This window comes from Massilia sp. FBCC-B171, from assembly GCF_059134155.1.
Window position 1 is genome coordinate 1,183,907 of sequence record NZ_CP101443.1, and the last position, 18,821, is coordinate 1,202,727.

An 18,821-nucleotide genomic window follows, 5' to 3' on the forward strand; every position below is an offset into this window, starting at 1 on the left:
CGCTTCTGAAAGGCTTTTAGGGATAAAGACAGCTGCAGGAGTTTTTCCAGGCGTCCAAAATGCATCCAAAATAAAGTCGGAGAGAAAGATGGCTAACGAAATTTATGATCTGAGATGGGGCCAGGAACTGGCGCGCAGGATTGGCGGAGAAATAAGATCCGAAGTCGGCAGGATCCGTGCAAACCCACCTCTCATACCGATCGTGCCAGGTTCCTCCCAATATGAAGATGTGGTTCAGAATTACAGGATTCATGCCGGCCCGCCCTATTCAATAAGACCAAACAGCAAACTGGCGCCGGTAAAGATCTCCTCGTATTTTCTCGTTGCACAGCAGCAGTTTTCCGACCAGGTGCTTGCTGCCCGTCTTGCGCTGAGGCCGGCCAGTGATCTTGCATATGCCGAGGACGCAATTCTGCTGTACGGCAGGAACGCCGAAAAAAAACTTAAAGAACTGAACATTATCGACGAAAACGGCACGATAGCCGACCAGGAAGGACTTGTTGCAGAAAAGGCCGTTCCTATTCCCGATGGTAAAGATGTCTTCGAGAGTATTCGTGAAGCGCTTGAAACGCTTCAGGCGAACAAACAGCATGGACCGTATTGCGTTATTGTTTCCCCGGATTTGCACAGGGAAGCAATCACACCGGTCGGAACCGGCACTACACCACGAATCAACCCGATTCTGCCCCAGCTCAGGGAACACGGTTTCCGCTTTTGCGAAGCTGCCGAACGAAGAACCGGCGTTGCGTTCTCTCTCGGCGGGGGGGCCGTCGATCTTGTTATCCCTTACGACACACATGTTGAATGCCGAAAGGTGGAGGGAGATGCGACGTTCGTCGTTGTCGAGCAGTTTCGTCTCAGGGTAAATGACCCGCGCGCTGTCGTTCAACTGAAATAACTGCTTGCAGATCGGCCCGGATCCCGAACCGTGTAATTAATTCCGTCCTGCTGTAATCCGGATGAGAAGCATATGCTGACCAAAAATGATGGCCTGACACTCTGGTATGGAACTTCTGATGCTCCGGCACCCGAAGGGCTTGTGCCTGACGGCACATCAGTCTTGATCACTGTGGGCGTCCAGCCCCAGAGTGCAAGTCATCGGGTCAGTATTTGTTACAGCGTAAACGGCGGTGAAGAACAGAGTCTTTCGGCGGAGTGGATCCGCTCTGATATGAAAGGTATCTCCCAGTATTACCGTGCAGAATTTCCGGTCCTGTGGCCAGGTGACCGGGTAGAGTACACCCCGATCTGTGTCTCGGACCACCGACGGGTTCCGGAACCGGGTGGGACTCCCGCTACAGTATTCGGTATACGTACCATGTCTGGTCCGGACGCAAAACAGAACATGTCAGAAACCCGGCGAACTGCTCAGGCTGACGCCCGGCCGGCAGCAACTGCTGCTGACTCATTGTCAACTGGTAACGGATCTGTGAATCATGCTGTCCGGTCTGCAGGTCTAGACACTGGCTCCGTGCCTGCTGTCGTACGTCATCAGCGTGTAATACCTGCCAGTACGAACCGGAAGCTGCTTGTCAGCGTATTTAACGCGCAGGAAGCCCGCGAGGCGGTTCTGGGCGGGGGACGGATAATCGACAGCGAAGATCCGCGAAGTGCTCTCGGTAACATCCGCCCGGTAGAGATTATGGCCATCAGTGACGGGGTGCTGGATTCAAAGCGAAACCTTGATGTCCAGCTCAGTACAAATATCGGCGAGGATCAGCTGCTCTTCGACCGGTCTCCATCCGGCCAGGCAATACAGAAATCCGCGTACGAAATCGCCGGAAAATCGTCACAGGCGGCGATAGGGGTAGCCTGTTCAATGGGTACCCGGGTTCATCCCTGCAATATCGTCAAGGTCGGTCTCGATGGCGTCGGTATCGATATGCTGACTGAGATTCTTTCAGAGACTGTTGACGCGCTTAACCGCACTGAGCAGTTCTGCCACACCCAGGTAATGTCGGTTCTTTTTGCCCAAGACCTGGCGCTATGGAATCAGCGGAAAACAAACGAAACGGTCCGCCAGGTCCTGATAGGCCTGCGAGAATTTTTCCCGTCAGGACCTACGGCTGAATCGTTCGACTTGCGGAATTTTGCAGTCAACACACTGATTGATTCACAGAACCGTTCGGTATTCAGCCAGTCGCAGCAGGTTTCGCTCGGCAGCCTGATCCGAAGCGGTGCTCTTCCAGAGGGGGCGAATGACTCTTTTGTCGAGCTGAACCGGCTTTTCGTGCACGAGCAGTTTTTTCCGGGCATAGCTTCGGGTGGCAGAACCAACAGGGCGGTGATCAGGGCAATGGTTGATGCAACGGCTGCAGCCGGCGCGTATGGCATCATGATTGACACTTCAATCTTGACCAAAGTGGCAAATGTATGTCTTGTGGATACTTCTGGCAGCGAGATGATAGATGTCAATCAGTTCCGTGTGTCAAACGGGCTTCCGCAACAGGGCATTCTAAGTCTCGATGACATACGGTTTTTTGTCGACTACTGCCATTACCGTGGAGTAGTAGCGAACGTTGCGGGCTCAATTGAAAGCTATCAGGCACAGCAGCTATGGGTCCTTGTACCGGAACTTGACCAGCTGTCTACCAGAGGTTCGGCGTCTGCAGTTGATGTTGACCCGGCCGACGCTAGCGCCGCAAGTGATACCCGACAGTCCCGGGTGATCAGGCGAGATCTGGTCTGCGGTCTGGCTCCACCCGAACATGGGGGGGTACTCAACGTCCCGGCTGTCTGGATTGAGAACGCCAGCGCGCTACGTTCCTGCCAGTCGCTACGGGACATGATTGCTGCAAAGCGTTACCAGTTTGGCTGGCCTGAACTCGAGACCTATTTTGTGAATCCCAGGGGCCAGCGTGTTGCATTCATGGATGATTCGGGTCAGGCGATCCCGCTTGGCAGGTAGGCATCCAGTGACTGTCGGCGGAGACTAATGAATTGCGTAATCTATATGCGATGCCTGTCAGCCAGACAGGACGGCCAGCCTGCTCGCTTCCCCTGGAGGACGCGGACCTCGCCCTGGGCAACGCAAATTGGCTGAAAGGTTTGCAGGCGATGAGCGACTGGTGCTGGAGCGGGCACCTTTATCCGGCCGAATTCTCAAACAATCTTGCGCGCTTTTTTCTGCATATCCCCGGGGTTTTTGAACAGCAGCTTAATTTTTCGACCACCCTAATTTTTGACGAGCCATCATTCCGTAACGGCGTTCAGGTATCCGGATTTCTTGACCGGATGATGCGTGAGCTTGCAATAAGCTTCATAGCGCAGACAAGGCGCTGCTGGTATTCCATGACCCATCATGCGGTTCTCGGAAAATTGACTGCGAACAGACATGGGATGGCTGACCCGATCTTTGAGGAAAAATGGTGTAATTTACTGAACTTCCGCCAGGCCCGGGGGGTGTACACCGAGCTGGAAACTGCTGTTCTCGAGTTTGTGGACTGTTTTGCCACCAATCCGAAGACCTATGGCGACAGGGAATATGGGCGCTTGCGCAGTGCTCTGGTGCAGGCGAACAGGGAGCAGTATGTGCTGGACGGTTTGCGAATGGCCCGCCTGCAGGCAGCGCGGTCGGCGTGGGCCTCAGCCGTTGCAAGTGGAGCTTCACATGCGGCAGCCGATAGAGCTGCAGCGGAAAGTGCGGCGAAAGTGTGCAACAGCATTTCCAACGAAGAGGTTGAAAGAAAAGCAGACTCCCAAGTTGTAGAACTGTCCTTTGTCTGCATGCAGTTTGTAGCGCTTACGGGCGTTCTTACAGCGCTCAACATCCCGGACGAGTCATTCCTTGCGCAAACAATGCAGGACGTATTGCCCCCTGCCCTGATCACTCACATCAACAGCCTCTGCCTGCTCGGCGGCGAAGATATGCGTGCTCTGGTGCCGGAGCCGGTACCGTTACCAGTGAAGGAAATTGCTGCTGGCGGAGTTACGGTACACCCAAGCCGTCCCACCGGAGCTCGTATTCCGCTTGAAACGTATGAAACGGCAATGGACCGCGACCGTGACAAGGGTGTGACGGTCGGCGGCGTGCAGGTTGGAACGTTTGGCTGGAGCTTCGGTTTTCACTTTCCCGGGAATCTTGTTTTCTGCCTGATGCTGCATCCCGAACTGGCGCGCTTTGAGCCACCGTATTCGCTGCCACTGCTCTTCAACGAAGACGAGTGGCGAAATGGTTCCCAGACAGGGGGCTTTGTTTCGAGAGTACTCAAGGAAATCGTATATCAGAAAATATACAAAACGACTCGAAGCCGGTACGGTCTCGAACATCACACAATGTTTCTCTTCAATGTGTATCTGGATCTTTATGGAGTCGGCAGGCCGCCCCGGCCCCGGATGAGCGAGGTGGAACAGGAGCAGGCAAGGACCCGTGCAGTGTCGCATGCAGAACAGGTCGTGCTGTATGTCAATGAACACAGAACGGCGCCGGAAGGCGTGTTCAGCGCAATGGAGATCGCCGTACTCAGCTGGGTCGAGACATTTTTAACAGCTCCGCACATGGCGTGGCAGCTGGAGGACGACATGCGTAGGCTACTTGACAAAGAAAACAGGCGGGAAATCGCTGCAGGAGTCCGTCTGCTTGACATGTCACCCAGACTAGGCGAGCAGGCAGCCTTGGAGCGGCTGCTAAACCATCAGGTTGCCGAACTGGCCATGATTACAGGACACATGGATGGTTTGGGGCGAGTCCTGACCATACTGAAGTTGCCCTCTGAACAGCCGGTGCAGATTGTCGAAGGTACCCTTGACATTTCGACTGGCGGGATCAGACCGGAGCTGACCAGTCGCGGAGAGGTGAAGCCAACAGGGTACTTCAACAATCGAATGGGCCTTCTGGATTTTATGCGCTCAGTGGTCGGGGTAACAGAAAAAGCTTTTACCGCGAACGAACTGACGGTTAACCCCTTACTGAACCTGAATGTGCGCCGCCGGCTTGACGTTGGCGAGCGTAATTTCACCGTTTCGGCAGATACGGCGCAGAAATCCGCCGAATTCTAGGTATGGCAGCTACACGGTTTTTTTAGAGGATTGATTGTGTACAGCATTGACGAAGATAAGGCAGCCCTGATTGCAATGTATGAAGAGGCTCTGAACTCGTTCACGCACGGAGATCTGGAAGCCGTCCTTGATCATTGGGAAGATGACGGGTCCTATTTCTGGCCTGCCATCCGGCCCGCGATCGGAAAACGGGAAATCCGGTCCGCTTACGAAGAATTTTTCCGCAACTGGACAGCCGAGGAGAAATTTTACAGACATGAACTTTTAGTAAGCGGCGATTTTGCGTTCTGCCGATTTGGAACTGAACTTTCGATACAGCCCAAGAACGGTGGCGCAAAAGCCACAATGGTATTGCAGGGAATCCACGTCTATCGTCGAAGTGCAGCTGGTTGGCGATTCAAGAGTGTGATTGCAAACAGTGTTCCCTCAGGTTAGGAAAATATCCGGATTGTGGCCTTCCCTATGCCGTGCTGGCCCAGGGCGGCAGGAACCTGTTTGCCTATTTCGCCTTGTCCAGCTCTGTAGTGCCTGATGCGCCCGTCCAAGCATCCGTGTTGTAGCACCTGTGTCATGGCGCGCTGGCGTCTGGCGGGCGCAGTTGAAAAGATCCTTCACCCATAGGTTGCAGGTGCATGCAGACACTCCGGCATTGAATCGCCCCGGCTTTCGTGGAGGCCGGTTAGTGTGAGTCAGGCCGCGATAGCTTGACTGCTCAGTTGCTCATAATAGTTTGCCTCAGCTTCGGCCGGCGGTATATAGCCGAGCGGCTCCAGCAGTCGGTGGTGATTGAACCAGGATACCCATTCCAGCGTAGCCAGCTCGACGGCCTCACGCGTCTTCCAGGGAGCGCGGCGGTGGATCAGTTCAGCCTTGTAAAGTCCATTGATGGTCTCGGCCAGCGCATTGTCGTAACTGTCGCCCTTGCTGCCCACAGACGGCTCAATGCCGGCTTCTGACAGTCGCTCGCTGTACTTTATCGATACGTATTGCGAGCCCCTGTCGCTATGATGGACCAGCTCGTTCCGTTCGGGCTGACGAGCATACAGCGCCTGCTCCAGTGCATCGAGCACGAAGTCAGTGCGCATCGAGCTGCTGACGCGCCAGCCGACGATGCGCCGAGCGAAGACGTCGATCACGAAGGCGACATAGACAAAACCCTGCCACGTCGAGACGTAGGTGAAATCGCTGACCCACAGCTGGTTCGGCCGCTGGGCCTTGAACTGGCGGTTGACGCGGTCGAGCGGGCACGGCGCCTTCGCATCGGCTACCGTCGTGCGCACGACCTTGCCACGCATGACACCGCGCAGGCCGGCTTTGCGCATCAGGCGCTCTACCGTGCAGCGAGCCACATCCGTTCCCTCACGTCGCAATTGGCGCCAGACCTTGTCTGCCCCGTAGACTTGTAGGTTCGCCTGCCAGACACGCTCAATGTCGACGCTCAGCACGTCGTCGCGCTGGACACGGGCACAGCGCAACGTCGGGTTACGTTGCTGCGCAGCGTGGCGCCAGTATCCCGACGGTGCGACCTGCATCACCTTGCAGATCGGCTCGACACCGTAGGCATGGCGGTACCGGTCGATGAAAGCCCTCACGGCTTGAAGTGGCGGCCGAGCTCCGCCTGGGCGAAAAACGCACTCGCCAGGCGCAAGATCTCGTTCGCCTTGCGCAGTTCGCGCACTTCCCGCTCAAGCGCCTTGACGCGCTCCTCTTCGGCGGTCGTCGGCCCTGGGCGCTGGCCGGTGTCACGCTCCTGCTGGCGTACCCAGCGACGCAACGTCTCCGGGGTGCAGCCGATCTTGGCGGCGATCGATGTGATGGCTGCCCACTGCGATGCGTACTGACTGCCGGCTTCGCTGACCATACGCACGGCGCGCTCGATGACTTCGGGGGAATACTTGGGTTGCTTTTTCATAGCTCCATTCTCTCAAACAATGGAGCCTCTACAAAACCCGGGGCGATTCATCTTTAAGGAAATTGATGATCGCATACGGCCCGTGCTGTGTCTTCTTGAGGCCGTCGCAGCGCTGCTCAGCCCCGCCAGCCCGACGCTTAACCCCCTTCATGATGTAGCGCTTCTCATCGGTCGGATGCGTCAGGAAGATCTCGTCGCCGACTTTCAGATTGACGAGCACCGCCTCGTTCCAGCCCGTGGTGGCCAGGCATAGGTGGAAGGCCGCCTTAATCGCCGTGGGGGTAGGAAAAAAGTATGAGCAAAGTTCGGTATATCCCATGAAGAGGCCCGGCCTCGCCTTAATGTCGTCCGGGTTGAGCTGCTCCGCGGTAGGCAGCGCTACTCCATGTCTCTTTTGGGCGTCCGTGAACCGAAGCAGACTTTCGAGGATGAACCGATGATCCTGAGGCAATTTTTCCCTGTCCGCTCGCGGCAGGCTCAGGAGGTGACGGGCGTGGTCGTGCCTGTCGCGCCACCTGAACCAAAGGCGCTTAAGCGCGTTCTTGATGCGTTTGACATCAGGCAGATCGGGCAACTGTTTTGCCTTTCCAAGTCCTTTCGCTGGCACGCCGAGCCAATTTAGTTGCTTTTCCCCAAGACCCAGACGGGTGAGGTTTAGAATCTTACGGAGCTTACAAAAATCAGTTCTATTAATTCCGCGATCGACGAGCGCTTGGCGGTGCACGCTTGAGATTTCGCGCACAGATTTTAGCCGGGGCGCGCCGGGGACTCGGGCTTCAACTTCATCGAGAGTGCGCCAGAAATAGCGAAGAACGTAGTACGTACCCTCCGTGCTTTGGTCCGCCTCACTCAACGCCAGGTCACGGCTCGCTGGCAGCAGTTCAACCAGCAGTTGGCGTCGGCCGGTGAAGGCGGAGTCGCCTTTCTTCGGGCCGCCTGTGTACCCGTCGGCTAAAACCGAGAAGTGATAGACTCTGCCAGATAACGTCCTGACCAGAAAGCGCTCCGTTTCAGGCGCAGCCTGAACTGACGCCGGTGCATACTGCACGCCTTCGGTATCGCGGTCCGTCTTGGCAAGGACTGTCGCATTGTCGACGGCCAGGGCAACCCTGGCGTGATCTGGAAGATGGTCTTTTTGGGTCGTTCTGATACTCACGGTGCCTCCTGGTCTTATTCATTGTTCGTGGCACGGTCATTCAAGCCGGTTGGATCTGCGCCCGTCTTTTCATCCGTTTCATCGAGAACTAGCGGCGTGCCGAGCTGATTCATAGCCCATCGCAGGTACAACATCGTGGTGTCTTCGGACACATGCCCTAACTGGGGTTGAATACGGGTCATGATGATGCTCAGCAGATTCTCTTTGGTGTGTCCCTCGGCCTCAAGCCTCATCACCTCGTCCCAGAGCGTCATGCAGGCCCACCAATGCCGCCCAGCGTGCGGATACCATCTGTCCGCGAAAACCCGCGGCACGGCGACCCAAGCGTCGTAGAACTTCTTGCCGGACCACCGGTCCCCCGTGTCGTCCCTCAGGAATAGATGTACTAGCGAGGCCGCCACCTCTTCGCGCTGTCGTCCCTTCAGCCCGGCCAGCCGCTTGCCCACCGCCCTGACGCGGCTCTTTTTACGGTACTCGTGCCATTCCAGCGCTAGCGTTCTCGGGATTCGGATATCTCGTCCGACCTTCCGCTCGTCGCCGCTTATCGGGCATGTGGCGATGGTCTCGCCTTTGGGCCCCCATTCCAACCTGATGACTATTTCCTGAAGGTGCGGCGGTTGCGTTGGGTTGGCTATTTCCCAGTCGGATGGGGACAAGGGAAGTGAATCGACGCGCAGGCATATCAGCTCTTCACGGCGCATGCCGGTGCGCAGAACTGACTCGGCCATCAGCGCGGATGTGGGGCCGCTTACGCACCTGGCTTCCTTGAGCCAATCAACGGCTTGCTGTTTGGTCGGTAAGGTAAGGACCTTCGGCTTTGTTTTGAGCCTGCCTTCACGCACTGTCACGGTCTTAATGCTTTTGCGGGAGCTGTCGTGTCTGCCGTAGGTTTGGCTAATTTCCTTGGTCAGGACGTCGAACCAGTCTCGTTCGCCGGTGTCGGCCAGCCAGCGCAGGTAATGCGTCGCGACGTCAACGCGGAAGTTGACTGTAGATGTTTCGAGCCCGCGGCCGCTGCGTGACCACACGCCCCTCAGCATTTCCTGCTGGTAGCGGGCTACACCTTGGCTGTAGTTGCAGGTGCGCAGATCCAGGGCCCGGCGGTCGGCCCAGTCCAGGAAGTTCGCAAGTCGCGCTGCGATGGTACGCATCGACTTGTGTGTCGGCATTTTCGCCCCGCTGCTCATGAGAAAACCAGCGGGAAAGCGCCACTTGGCGTAGGCCAAGTCAAGCAAAAAGCGCAGGGCCAGGCGATGGACCCCTGGGCCTCGATCGAATATGACCGGCAACCCAATGAGGCCCGGGTAGGCGGCCGCCGTCACCCCATCCGGAGGAGCGTAGACGACCGTAAAGGGCGTGACCTTTTTCGAAGTTTCCATTAAACGATCCGCGTTTTGCTGAGATAGACAGCGAGCCGGCCGATCAGTTCCGAAGCAAGATCGCGATAAGAGAATACGGCCTAGAATAAAACGCGCGGATACACGCTGGTGTGGGTGAGGGTGCCCCGGAACATTTCCTGGGCGTCGATCAGGCGGTTCTTCACGTCGACGAACAGGACGACGAAGGATTCATAGGCCTGCAAGCCGAACTTGCCGCGCAAATAGGTTTTGACGACATCGGGCGAGCACAGGGCATGGCGGAAGAATTGTTCCGAGATCGCGCGGCGCGACAATTCCATGACCGCCTGCAGCTGCGCATATTTCGCCAGGCCCAGGCCGTGCACTTGCGAAAATTCCTGCGGCGTCGCGTGCAGCAGGGCTTGCAGCGAGCCGAAATGTTCCAGCATGTGGCCGCCGAGCTCGACGGCGTTGCGCCCGCGTACGCCGACGCGCAGGAAAATGGCCAGCAGTTCGGCATTCGACAAGGCGGCCGATCCTTCGCGCGCCAGCCGTTCGCGCGGCCGGTCCTGTTCCGGCCAATCGTTGATACCCATAAGGCTCCACAGTAGTCAAAAGGGGAGGGCCGATTATGGGCATCCGGGCAAACACGGTTCTGATCTGGCGCGCAGGTGCGCCATGTGCCGCGGTCCTGGCTAGTGTGATGTTTCCTTGCTGGAGCGCTCGAAGCGGACCGGCTGGACCGCGCCGCCTTTGCGCCGGATGACGACCGTGCCGGCCAGCTTGTCGTGCCAGCCCTGCTTTTTCGGATCGATGCCGACCCAGATCAGGCCCAGGCCCAGCGGGAGCGTCGACACGTAATAGCCGAGATAGCGTCCGATCGACTGGCCGAGCGAGGGTTTGAGGCCGGTACGCGCATCGACCACCTGGGCCGAGATCGCCATCTTGCCGGGCGTCGCGCCGCGGGCCACCCAAAAGGCGACCGAAGCGATTGCCGGCAGCGCCAGGGAAATCACGATGTCGGCCAGACCCTCGAAAAAGTTGCCGCCGGTCCCGTAAGCGCTGCCGTAAACGATCCTCACGATCGGTATCGTAATAAAGGACACCAGTACCGTATCGATCAAGGCGGCGCCGACGCGTAACCAGAAGCCGGCATATTCGTATTGTGTTTCATCGGTCACTATTCGGGCTCCAGGTAGGCGGCCGGACTGGCCACAGACCACGGTAGCATCCTGCGCGGAAGGGCGCAATGCAGGCGAGCATCAAGGCCTCGGCTGCACACCTGCTTGCCCACCGGTGGCCGCGATTGTTTGCTCGTCAACATGTCGATGCGCTGGCGCGACAGTCCGGGCGGAAAACGGTTTTCCAAGGAGGCGCGCCTGCCATAAAAAGCAGCGCCCTGAGGCGGGAAGGGCAGTGGTGGCTTACAATAGCGGTTTGCCTGCCACAACGAATATCATGTCCAACGCTTCCCCTGCTGTCGTCACCGAATCGGCCTACCTGACCCTGCACTACCGCCTCGCCGGCGCGGACGGTACCGACATCGTCACGACCTTCGGCACCAACCCGGCTACGCTGATGCTGGGCCAGGGCCAGCTCGCGCCTTTCCTCGAGGACCGGCTGCTCGGCATGGCTGAGGGTGAGCACAAGACGTTTACCTTGAGCGCCGCCGAAGGATTTGGCGAACGCAATCCGGAACTGATCCAGTGGGTCTCGAAGCAGACGCTGATTGAGAATTCGACGCCGGACGCCGACTACAAGGCGGGCGACCTGGTCGACTTCGCCGCACCCGGGGGCGGGCGCTTTGCCGGCATGCTGCGCGAAATGCGCGACGACGCCGCGCTGTTCGACTTCAACCACCCGCTGGCCGGCCAGAACCTGCACTTCGAAGTAAAACTGATTTCGGTCCTGTAACAGGAATGGCTATGGAAAACGTCAATACCGTGGAAAACGTGGAAAACGAGATTCTGCTTGCCCAGCCGCGCGGCTTTTGCGCCGGCGTCGACCGTGCCATCGAGATCGTCGAACGCGCCCTGCAGCAGTTCGGCGCGCCGATCTACGTGCGCCATGAGATCGTCCACAACGCCTATGTCGTGGAAGACCTGCGCAATAAAGGCGCGATCTTTATCGAGGATCTCCACGACGTCCCGGCCGGCAATACGCTGGTGTTCTCGGCGCACGGTGTCTCGAAAGCCGTGCGTGCGGAAGCCGAATCGCGCGGCCTGAAGATTTTCGACGCCACCTGCCCTTTGGTGACCAAGGTGCACGTGGAAGTGTCGAAAATGCGCAAGGGCGGCGCCGAGATCATCATGATCGGCCACGACGGCCATCCGGAAGTCGAAGGCACGATGGGCCAGGCCGAAGAGGGCATGCACCTGGTCGAGACGGTGGACGACGTGGCAACCCTGCAGGTGGCGAACCCGGACAACCTCGCCTACGTCTCGCAGACCACGCTGTCGGTCGACGACACGGCCGAAATCATCGCGGCCCTCAAGGCGCGCTTCCCGAGCATCTCGGAGCCGAAAAAGGGCGACATCTGCTACGCCACCACGAATCGCCAGGAAGCCGTGAAGTTCATGGCGCCGCAGGTTGAGGTCGTGATCGTGGTCGGCAGCCCGAACAGCTCGAACTCGAACCGCCTGCGCGAACTGGCCGACAAGCTCGGCACGCCGGCCTACATGGTCGACAATGCCGGCATGATCGACCCGGCCTGGATCGTGGGCAAGAAGCGCATCGGCGTCACGGCCGGCGCCTCGGCTCCGGAAGTGTTGGTGCAAGCCGTCATCGACCGCCTGAAAACCCTCGGCGCAGCGAGCGTGCGTGCGCTCGAAGGCGTGGAAGAACACGTCACTTTCCCCCTCCCGAAGGGACTGGACGGCATCCCTACGCAGGTGGCATAAGTCTTGCGTTCATTTCGATAGCCAGGAGCCTGCAACTTTCCGTTGTTAGTTTTTCAAAAAGCTCGCTATGATGGCGACGCTCGGAATTTTTGTCACGGCAATGCCAATGAGCGGCACTTCGGGATTCCCCGGGGTGCCGTTTTTGTTATCGAAATCAAGAGGGTGCGGAAACGATGGAGACTTTTGTCCAGCAGATACTCAACGGACTGGTGCTAGGCAGCATGTATGCACTGGTCGCGCTAGGGTACACGATGGTCTACGGGGTGCTGAACCTCATTAACTTCGCCCACGGCGACGTCCTCATGATCGGTGCAATGGTCGGCCTGTCGATCCTGCAGCTGCTCGACAGCTTTTTCCCCGGTTTGCCTGGCGCCGTCCAGCTGGCTGTCGCCATCCTCGGCGCGATTCCGGTGGCGATGCTGGTCAACGTCCTGATCGAGCGGATCGCCTACCGCCGCCTGCGCAACGCGCCGCGCCTGGCGCCCCTGATCACCGCCATCGGCGTTTCGATCCTGCTGCAAACCTTCGTCATGGCCATGCCATGGTGGGGCCGCAGCCCGCTGCCTTTCCCGCAATTGCTGTCCTCCGACCCGATCATGATCGGCGGCGCCATGATTTCCCAGACCCAGGTGCTGCTGCTGGTGCTCGCCGCGCTGGCCATGGTGGGGCTGGTCGTGCTGGTCGAACGCACCAAAATGGGGCGTGCGATGCGCGCCGTGGCGGAAAACCCGCGCGTGGCCGGCCTGATGGGCGTCGATTCGAACAGCGTGATCGTCGCCACCTTCGCCATCGGCGCGGCGCTGGCCGCCGTGGCCGGCGTGATGTGGGGCGCGAACTACGCCTCGATCACCTTCACGATGGGCGTCTTGCCTGGATTAAAAGCCTTCTGCGCCGCAGTGTTGGGCGGCATCGGCAATATCTACGGCGCCATGATCGGCGGCCTCTTACTCGGCATCATCGAAGCGCTCGGCGCCGGCTATATCGGCGACCTGACCGGCGGCTTCCTGGGCAGCCATTACCAGGACATCTTCGCCTTCGTGGTGCTGATCCTCGTCCTTACCCTGCGTCCGTCCGGCATCATGGGCGAGCGTGTGGCCGACCGCGCATAAAGGAGACGTCATGGCATTCCTCTCTTTCGACGTCCACCACAACAAGCGCCAGGCCTATATCACGATGGGCCTGCTGCTGGCCCTGATGCTGGCCTTCCCGTTCTTTGCGGCCCAGTACGGCAACTCCTGGGTGCGCATCATCGACATCGCGCTGCTCTACATCATGCTGGCGCTGGGACTGAACATCGTGGTCGGCTTCGCCGGCCTGCTCGATTTGGGCTACATCGCCTTTTTCGCCGTCGGCGCCTATATGGTCGGCCTGTTCTCCTCGCCGCAATTCGCGGCCCTGCTCGAATCGGTGGTGAATTACCACCCCGTGATCGGCGAGTCGCTGGTCGCCCTGTTCGGCCCGGACATCGCGCAAAACGGCATCCACCTGTCGGTGTGGGCAATCGTGCCGCTGGCCGGCCTGGTGGCGGGCTTCTTCGGCGCGCTGCTTGGCGCGCCGACGCTCAAGCTGCGCGGCGACTACCTGGCGATTGTCACGCTCGGTTTCGGCGAGATCATCCGCATCTTCATGAACAACCTGAACGACCCGATCAATTTCACGAACGGGCCGCAGGGCATCAACATGATCGATCCGATCCGCATCTTCGGCGTCTCGCTGGCGGGGGAGGCGGGTTCGCAGTCGACCGTCTACATCGGCAGCTACGCGATGCCCTCGGTGAACGCCTATTATTTCCTGTTCCTGTTCCTGTGCATCGCCACCATTTTCGTTACCAGCCGCCTGCAGCATTCGCGCCTGGGACGGGCATGGGTGGCGATTCGCGAAGATGAAATCGCGGCCAAGGCGATGGGCATCAATACCCGCAACGTCAAATTGCTGGCGTTCTCGATGGGCGCCACCTTCGGCGGCGTGGCCGGCGCGATGTTCGGCGCCTTCCAGGGTTTCGTGTCGCCGGAATCGTTCTCGCTGACCGAATCGATCGCCGTGCTGGCGATGGTGGTGCTGGGCGGGATCGGCCACATCCCGGGCGTGGTGCTGGGCGGCGTGCTGCTGGCTGCCTTGCCCGAAGTGCTGCGCCACGTGGTCGAGCCGGCCCAGATGGCCATGTTCGGCAAGGTCATCATCGAGGCCGAGGTGCTACGCCAGCTGCTGTACGGCCTGGCCCTGGTGGGCATCATGCTGGTGCGTCCGGCGGGCATGTGGCCGTCGCCGAACAAGGAAGACCGTCCCAACGTGGCCAATGCGCGCGACGAAGAAAAGGAGGCGGCGGCCGTCTGAGGCGCCGGATCATTCCATGAGCGACTTTTTACTGAATATTTCCGGCGTCAACAAGCGCTTTGGCGGCCTGCAGGCGCTGACCGACGTCGAGATCCAGATCCGTCCGGGCCAGATCGTCGGCCTGATCGGCCCGAACGGCGCCGGCAAGACCACCTTCTTCAACGTCATTACCGGCTTGTACCAGCCCGACAGCGGCAAGTTCGAGCTGGCCGGCAAACCCTATTCGCCCTCGGCCCCGCATGCGGTGGCGAAAGCGGGCATCGCGCGCACCTTCCAGAACATCCGCTTATTTGGCGAGATGACGGCGCTCGAAAACGTCATGGTCGGGCGCCACGTGCGCTCGAAACAAGGCGTATTCGGCGCCATCTTCCGCCACAAGGCTGCGCGTGACGAGGAAGCATCGATCCGCGCCCGTGCCCAGGAGCTGCTCGAGTTCGTCGGCATCGGCCAGTTCGGCAACCGTACCGCGAAATACCTGTCCTACGGCGACCAGCGCCGCCTGGAAATCGCGCGCGCCCTGGCCACCGACCCGCAGCTGCTGGCGCTGGACGAACCGGCAGCGGGCATGAATGCGACCGAAAAACTCGCGCTGCGCGAGCTGCTGGTGAAAATCAAGGCAAGCGGCAAGACCGTGCTCCTGATCGAACACGACGTGAAACTGATGATGGGCCTGTGCGACCGGATTACCGTGCTCGAGTACGGCAAGCGCATCGCCGAAGGGGTGCCAGCCGAGATCCAGAAGGATCCGGCCGTCATCGCGGCTTACCTGGGAGGTGCCCACTGATGAGCGAAAACATTCTGAAGATTGCCGGTCTGAAGGTCGCCTATGGCGGCATCAAGGCGGTCAAAGGCATCGACCTGGAAGTCAACAAAGGCGAACTGGTCACCCTGATCGGCGCGAATGGCGCCGGCAAGACCACGACCCTGAAAGCCATTACCGGCACCCTGCCGGCCTGCAAAGTCGAGGGGACCATGTCCTATCTCGGCAAGCCCCTGGTGGGAACCCAATCGTTCCGCCTGGTGCAGCAAAAGCTGGCCATGGTGCCGGAAGGGCGGGGCGTGTTCACCCGCATGACGATTCACGAGAACCTCTTGATGGGCGCTTATACGCGTGACGACAAGGCGGCGATCGAGGCCGATATCGAGAAGTGGTTCGGGGTCTTCCCGCGCCTGAAGGAACGCGCCGCCCAGCTCGCCGGCACCCTGTCGGGCGGCGAGCAGCAGATGCTGGCCATGGCGCGCGCACTGATGTGCCATCCGACCCTGCTGCTGCTGGACGAACCGTCGATGGGCCTGGCGCCGATCATGGTCGAGAAGATTTTCGAAGTCATTCGCGACGTGTCGAACCAGGGCATCACGATCCTGCTGGTCGAGCAGAACGCCAAGCTGGCGCTGCAGGCCGCGGACCGGGGCTATGTGATGGATTCCGGCTTGATCACGATGACCGGGGACGCGAATGCGATGCTCAACGATCCGCGGGTGCAGGCGGCGTATCTGGGGGAATAACCCGGTGCGTGAATAAGAAAAGGGCCGCCTGAGAAATCAGGCGGCCCTTTTATTTATACAGCCTACAGCCCGCTTGATGCGGGCCATCAAACTTTAGGCAGCGGCAGCAGCGGCGTTGGCAGCCGGCGACTTGGCAGCGGCTTGCGAGAACTGCGAGACAGCGGCGTTGACGTTGCTCTCGATGGTTTCGACAGCTTGCTTGGTGGTCTTGCTGAACTGCTCGTAGCCTGCGTTGGCGTTGCTGATCGCGGTCTTGACGGCGGCGACGAAGCTCTCCGAACCGGCTGGGGCGTTCTTGCTCACTTCGTCGACCAGGGCGATAACCTTGCGGTTCGCTTCGACGATCTGGCCTTCAGCGGCTTTCGAGAACTCGGCGCCGGTGCCGGTGGCGATGGCGGCCAGCTGGCGGTTGTAGGCGACGGCTTTTTCAGCGGTTGGCTGGGCCTGGGATGCGGTCAGCTGGAAGAACTCTTGCGGGTCCTTGGCCGACAGCAGTTGGCGCGCGGTGTTCGATTGGTCGGCCATTGCGGCGCGGGCGGTGCTGAGGTTCAGCGCGACCAGCTTTTCAACGCTTTCGAAGGTTTTCGCGGTCAGCGACGAAAACAGGGCGAATTGGGTTTCGAAATTGGCTTTGGTGGCGTTCGAGAATTGCTCTGGGATTGCAAACATGTGGATCTCCAAACAAATGTTATAGGAAGGTATGCTGCTACAAACCGGTGCTCATCCGAATGGTGCACCGCAACAGAGCGAAGTTTTGCCCATTTTTGCAAGCGCGTCAAGCGATTTTGGTGCGTCGCACCACGCTAATTGCGAATGTTGGTTTATTGCATCGGAAGAAATACTTTTCATTAACTACTATCATCGGTTTGCCAAGGTTTTTTGCAACAAAGCAGCGTCGGGAAACGTTTTCCTGCCCATGTTAGACTTGCAATTGCGCTATTCGCCATCCGGTGTTCGCGCCTGACAATCATTACCATGGCCGATACCACCGCAGTCCCAGGCGCATCCACCACCCAGTACCGCTGGGTCGTGCCGGCCTTCTTCGTTGTCCTCTGGAGTACCGGCTTCATCGTGGCCAAGTTCGGCCTGCCTTACGCGCCGCCGCTCACCTTTCTACTCCTGCGCTGCGCCTGCGTGCTGCTGGTGCTCGTACCTGTCGTGCTTGTCTGGCGCGCGCCCTGGCCGCATGGCCGCATCAAGCATGTTGCAGTTGCGGGATTGCTGCTGCAGGCCGGCTACCTGGGCGGGGTCTGGTGCGCCATCAAGATCGGCATGCCGGCCGGGCTGTCGGCGCTGATCGTCGGCATGCAGCCTATCCTCACTGCGGTTGCCGCGCCCCTGATCGGCGAGCGGGTACGCCCGCGCCAGTGGATTGGCCTGGTGCTCGGGCTGGGCGGCGTAGCGCTGGTCGTCGCGGCCAAGATCGACCTGGCCGGCCTGTCGGCGCTTGCCATCGGCTACTGCCTCTTCGCACTGGTGTCGATCACGGCCGGCACCATGTACCAGCGCCGCTATTGCCCGAATTTCGATCTGCGCACGGGCACCGTGATCCAGTTCGCGGCCACGGTTGCCGTGCTGCTGCCCTGTGCAATTCTTTTTGAACAGTTGGACCCAGCCCTGTCTAAGGTAGTGTGGACTGCGAATTTCATTTTCGCGCTGCTGTGGTCGGTGTTCGCGCTGTCGATCGGCGCGATTTTCCTGCTGTTTAAACTTATCCGCCGCAGCAATGCCACCGAGGTGACCAGCCTGCTGTACCTGACGCCGCCCACCACCGCCATCATGGCCTGGCTGCTGTTCGGTGAGTCGCTCAGCCCGCTCGGCTTGCTGGGCATGGCGGTGGCCGTCGCCGGTGTCGCTTTCGTCGTCAAGAAAAAGGGAAACTCATGATCTCAAGCCAGCAACAAGAAGCGGTCGATTCCGCCATCACCTCGCGCCGCTCGATCCGCGCCTTCCTCGACAAACCGGTGGAGCAGGGCGATATCGCGCGCATCCTCGAAGTGGCGGCGCGCGCGCCCTCGGGCACGAATACGCAGCCGTGGAAGGTGTATGTGTTGACGGGACAGGCGCGCACTGCGCTGTCGGACGCGATCCTGGCCGTGCATACCGACCCCGAACAGTCTCGCCAGCACACCGAGGAATACGCCTACTACCCGCGCGAATGGGTCTCGCCCTTCATCGACCGCCGCCGCAAGGTCGGCTGGGACCTGTACGGCCTGCTCGGCCTCGCGCGCGAGGACAAGGCCGGCATGGCGGCCCAGCATGCGCGCAATTTCCGCTTCTTCGACGCGCCCGTCGGCCTGATCTTCACCATCGACCGCGTGATGGAACAGGGCTCCTGGCTCGACTACGGCATGTTCTTGCAGAACATCATGGTCGCCGCGCGCGGACGCGGGCTCGACACCTGCCCGCAGGCGGCCTTTACCCAGTATCACCGCGTCATCGCCGAACAACTCCGGCTGCCCGCCAACGAGACGGTCGTCTGCGGCATGGCGCTGGGCTGGGCCGATCCGGCGAAAATCGAAAACTCGCTGGTGACCGAGCGCGAGCCCGTGTCCTCATTTGTACATTTTGTAAATTAAGTTGTTGCGCCCGCGACACAATTGAAAGGAGATCGCGAGGCCGGCTCCGGTGCATTACGCTTCAGTCCGTTGTTGTGCGGCAAAATAGGCAGGAGGGTG

The 18,821-nt window shown here is 59.5% G+C and carries 18 protein-coding genes, 1 pseudogene and 1 other annotated feature; of the genes and pseudogenes, 13 read left to right on the top strand and 6 right to left on the bottom strand.

All coding sequences use genetic code 11. The features are described 5' to 3' along the window. Nucleotides 1-88: 88 nt before the first annotated feature. From NMB41_RS05330 to NMB41_RS05345, 4 genes are all read left to right on the top strand, one after another. Nucleotides 89-898, top strand: a complete 810-nt coding sequence (locus NMB41_RS05330) for an encapsulin (protein WP_494381436.1) — start codon at nucleotides 89-91, stop codon at nucleotides 896-898. Between the two features lie 72 nt (nucleotides 899-970). Beyond that, the gene (locus NMB41_RS05335; RefSeq protein ID WP_494381437.1) at nucleotides 971-2,908 is read left to right on the top strand and encodes a (5-formylfuran-3-yl)methyl phosphate synthase; all 1,938 of its coding nucleotides are present in this window, start codon (nucleotides 971-973) and stop codon (nucleotides 2,906-2,908) included. 32 nt (nucleotides 2,909-2,940) lie between these two features. Next, complete coding sequence (locus NMB41_RS05340) at nucleotides 2,941-4,998, top strand: carboxymuconolactone decarboxylase family protein (RefSeq protein WP_494381438.1); 2,058 nt, start codon at nucleotides 2,941-2,943, stop codon at nucleotides 4,996-4,998. A 36-nt stretch (nucleotides 4,999-5,034) separates the two neighbouring features. Beyond that, complete coding sequence (locus NMB41_RS05345; protein ID WP_494381439.1) at nucleotides 5,035-5,433, top strand: YybH family protein; 399 nt, start codon at nucleotides 5,035-5,037, stop codon at nucleotides 5,431-5,433. 254 nt (nucleotides 5,434-5,687) lie between these two features. On the opposite strand, the gene NMB41_RS05350 is transcribed toward NMB41_RS05345, so the two are convergent. The 5 genes and pseudogenes from NMB41_RS05350 to NMB41_RS05370 all read right to left on the bottom strand — a co-directional run bounded on the left by NMB41_RS05350 (nucleotide 5,688) and on the right by NMB41_RS05370 (nucleotide 10,584). Further along, nucleotides 5,688-6,910, bottom strand: a protein-coding gene (locus tag NMB41_RS05350) for an IS3 family transposase (RefSeq protein ID WP_494381440.1) whose coding sequence is annotated in 2 segments (ribosomal slippage) — nucleotides 5,688-6,622 and nucleotides 6,622-6,910 — 1,224 coding nt in all. Because the reading frame shifts where the segments join, the coding sequence is not laid out codon by codon here. Next, nucleotides 6,516-6,632 (bottom strand) — a sequence feature (AL1L pseudoknot). (Overlaps the previous gene by 117 nt.) A gap of 28 nt (nucleotides 6,911-6,938) precedes the next feature. Next, nucleotides 6,939-8,066: a hypothetical protein gene (locus NMB41_RS05355; protein WP_494381441.1), complete on the bottom strand. Its 1,128-nt coding sequence runs from the start codon at nucleotides 8,064-8,066 to the stop codon at nucleotides 6,939-6,941. 14 nt (nucleotides 8,067-8,080) lie between these two features. Continuing rightward, nucleotides 8,081-9,445 (bottom strand): site-specific integrase, encoded by a 1,365-nt coding sequence (locus tag NMB41_RS05360; protein ID WP_494381442.1) that lies wholly within the window; start codon nucleotides 9,443-9,445, stop codon nucleotides 8,081-8,083. A 92-nt stretch (nucleotides 9,446-9,537) separates the two neighbouring features. Continuing rightward, nucleotides 9,538-9,999, bottom strand: a pseudogene (locus NMB41_RS05365) (UPF0758 domain-containing protein); the annotation flags it as partial. A gap of 99 nt (nucleotides 10,000-10,098) precedes the next feature. Next, nucleotides 10,099-10,584 carry an RDD family protein gene (locus NMB41_RS05370; protein ID WP_494381443.1) on the bottom strand — a complete coding sequence of 162 codons (486 nt, stop codon included), beginning with the start codon at nucleotides 10,582-10,584 and terminating at the stop codon, nucleotides 10,099-10,101. 277 nt (nucleotides 10,585-10,861) lie between these two features. On the opposite strand from NMB41_RS05370, the gene NMB41_RS05375 reads away from it, so the two are divergent. The 6 genes from NMB41_RS05375 to NMB41_RS05400 all read left to right on the top strand — a co-directional run bounded on the left by NMB41_RS05375 (nucleotide 10,862) and on the right by NMB41_RS05400 (nucleotide 16,143). Next, nucleotides 10,862-11,317, top strand: a complete 456-nt coding sequence (locus NMB41_RS05375) for an FKBP-type peptidyl-prolyl cis-trans isomerase (RefSeq protein WP_494381444.1) — start codon at nucleotides 10,862-10,864, stop codon at nucleotides 11,315-11,317. An 11-nt stretch (nucleotides 11,318-11,328) separates the two neighbouring features. After that, the gene (gene ispH, locus NMB41_RS05380) at nucleotides 11,329-12,303 is read left to right on the top strand and encodes a 4-hydroxy-3-methylbut-2-enyl diphosphate reductase (RefSeq protein WP_494381445.1); all 975 of its coding nucleotides are present in this window, start codon (nucleotides 11,329-11,331) and stop codon (nucleotides 12,301-12,303) included. 173 nt (nucleotides 12,304-12,476) lie between these two features. Beyond that, nucleotides 12,477-13,412: a branched-chain amino acid ABC transporter permease gene (locus NMB41_RS05385; protein WP_494381446.1), complete on the top strand. Its 936-nt coding sequence runs from the start codon at nucleotides 12,477-12,479 to the stop codon at nucleotides 13,410-13,412. A 10-nt stretch (nucleotides 13,413-13,422) separates the two neighbouring features. Then, entirely contained in the window at nucleotides 13,423-14,637 is a 1,215-nt protein-coding gene (locus NMB41_RS05390; protein ID WP_494381447.1) for a branched-chain amino acid ABC transporter permease, read from the top strand. Between the two features lie 16 nt (nucleotides 14,638-14,653). Continuing rightward, nucleotides 14,654-15,421 carry an ABC transporter ATP-binding protein gene (locus NMB41_RS05395; RefSeq protein ID WP_494381448.1) on the top strand — a complete coding sequence of 256 codons (768 nt, stop codon included), beginning with the start codon at nucleotides 14,654-14,656 and terminating at the stop codon, nucleotides 15,419-15,421. Then, nucleotides 15,421-16,143, top strand: a complete 723-nt coding sequence (locus tag NMB41_RS05400; RefSeq protein WP_494381449.1) for an ABC transporter ATP-binding protein — start codon at nucleotides 15,421-15,423, stop codon at nucleotides 16,141-16,143. The genes NMB41_RS05395 and NMB41_RS05400 overlap by 1 nt, the downstream gene beginning before the upstream one ends. Before the next feature lie 93 nt (nucleotides 16,144-16,236). Here the strand turns inward: NMB41_RS05400 and phaP are convergent, their stop codons facing one another. Beyond that, nucleotides 16,237-16,812: a TIGR01841 family phasin gene (gene phaP / locus NMB41_RS05405; protein ID WP_494381450.1), complete on the bottom strand. Its 576-nt coding sequence runs from the start codon at nucleotides 16,810-16,812 to the stop codon at nucleotides 16,237-16,239. Nucleotides 16,813-16,843: 31 nt separating this feature from the next. Between phaP and NMB41_RS05410 the strand changes: the two genes are divergently transcribed. The 3 genes from NMB41_RS05410 to NMB41_RS05420 are packed head-to-tail and all read left to right on the top strand — an operon-like array spanning nucleotide 16,844 to nucleotide 18,722. Beyond that, nucleotides 16,844-17,107 (top strand): hypothetical protein, encoded by a 264-nt coding sequence (locus NMB41_RS05410; RefSeq protein ID WP_494381451.1) that lies wholly within the window; start codon nucleotides 16,844-16,846, stop codon nucleotides 17,105-17,107. An 11-nt stretch (nucleotides 17,108-17,118) separates the two neighbouring features. Then, entirely contained in the window at nucleotides 17,119-18,030 is a 912-nt protein-coding gene (locus NMB41_RS05415; RefSeq protein WP_494381452.1) for a DMT family transporter, read from the top strand. Beyond that, on the top strand, nucleotides 18,027-18,722 hold the full coding sequence (locus tag NMB41_RS05420) for a nitroreductase (RefSeq protein ID WP_494381453.1): 696 nt from the start codon (nucleotides 18,027-18,029) through the stop codon (nucleotides 18,720-18,722). Before NMB41_RS05415 ends, NMB41_RS05420 begins: the two co-directional genes overlap by 4 nt. Nucleotides 18,723-18,821: the final 99 nt, after the last annotated feature.

What these genes read in the sequence shown, in the direction of transcription:
- NMB41_RS05395 (WP_494381448.1), top strand. Translation starts at nt 14,654, where the DNA reads ATGAGCGACTTTTTACTGAATATTTCCGGCGTCAACAAGCGCTTTGGC.
- NMB41_RS05360 (WP_494381442.1), bottom strand. Translation starts at nt 9,445, where the DNA reads ATGGAAACTTCGAAAAAGGTCACGCCCTTTACGGTCGTCTACGCTCCT.
- NMB41_RS05330 (WP_494381436.1), top strand. Translation starts at nt 89, where the DNA reads ATGGCTAACGAAATTTATGATCTGAGATGGGGCCAGGAACTGGCGCGC.
- NMB41_RS05415 (WP_494381452.1), top strand. Translation starts at nt 17,119, where the DNA reads ATGGCCGATACCACCGCAGTCCCAGGCGCATCCACCACCCAGTACCGC.
- phaP (WP_494381450.1), bottom strand. Translation starts at nt 16,812, where the DNA reads ATGTTTGCAATCCCAGAGCAATTCTCGAACGCCACCAAAGCCAATTTC.
- ispH (WP_494381445.1), top strand. Translation starts at nt 11,329, where the DNA reads ATGGAAAACGTCAATACCGTGGAAAACGTGGAAAACGAGATTCTGCTT.
- NMB41_RS05335 (WP_494381437.1), top strand. Translation starts at nt 971, where the DNA reads ATGCTGACCAAAAATGATGGCCTGACACTCTGGTATGGAACTTCTGAT.
- NMB41_RS05420 (WP_494381453.1), top strand. Translation starts at nt 18,027, where the DNA reads ATGATCTCAAGCCAGCAACAAGAAGCGGTCGATTCCGCCATCACCTCG.
- NMB41_RS05375 (WP_494381444.1), top strand. Translation starts at nt 10,862, where the DNA reads ATGTCCAACGCTTCCCCTGCTGTCGTCACCGAATCGGCCTACCTGACC.
- NMB41_RS05385 (WP_494381446.1), top strand. Translation starts at nt 12,477, where the DNA reads ATGGAGACTTTTGTCCAGCAGATACTCAACGGACTGGTGCTAGGCAGC.
- NMB41_RS05390 (WP_494381447.1), top strand. Translation starts at nt 13,423, where the DNA reads ATGGCATTCCTCTCTTTCGACGTCCACCACAACAAGCGCCAGGCCTAT.
- NMB41_RS05400 (WP_494381449.1), top strand. Translation starts at nt 15,421, where the DNA reads ATGAGCGAAAACATTCTGAAGATTGCCGGTCTGAAGGTCGCCTATGGC.
- NMB41_RS05410 (WP_494381451.1), top strand. Translation starts at nt 16,844, where the DNA reads ATGCTGCTACAAACCGGTGCTCATCCGAATGGTGCACCGCAACAGAGC.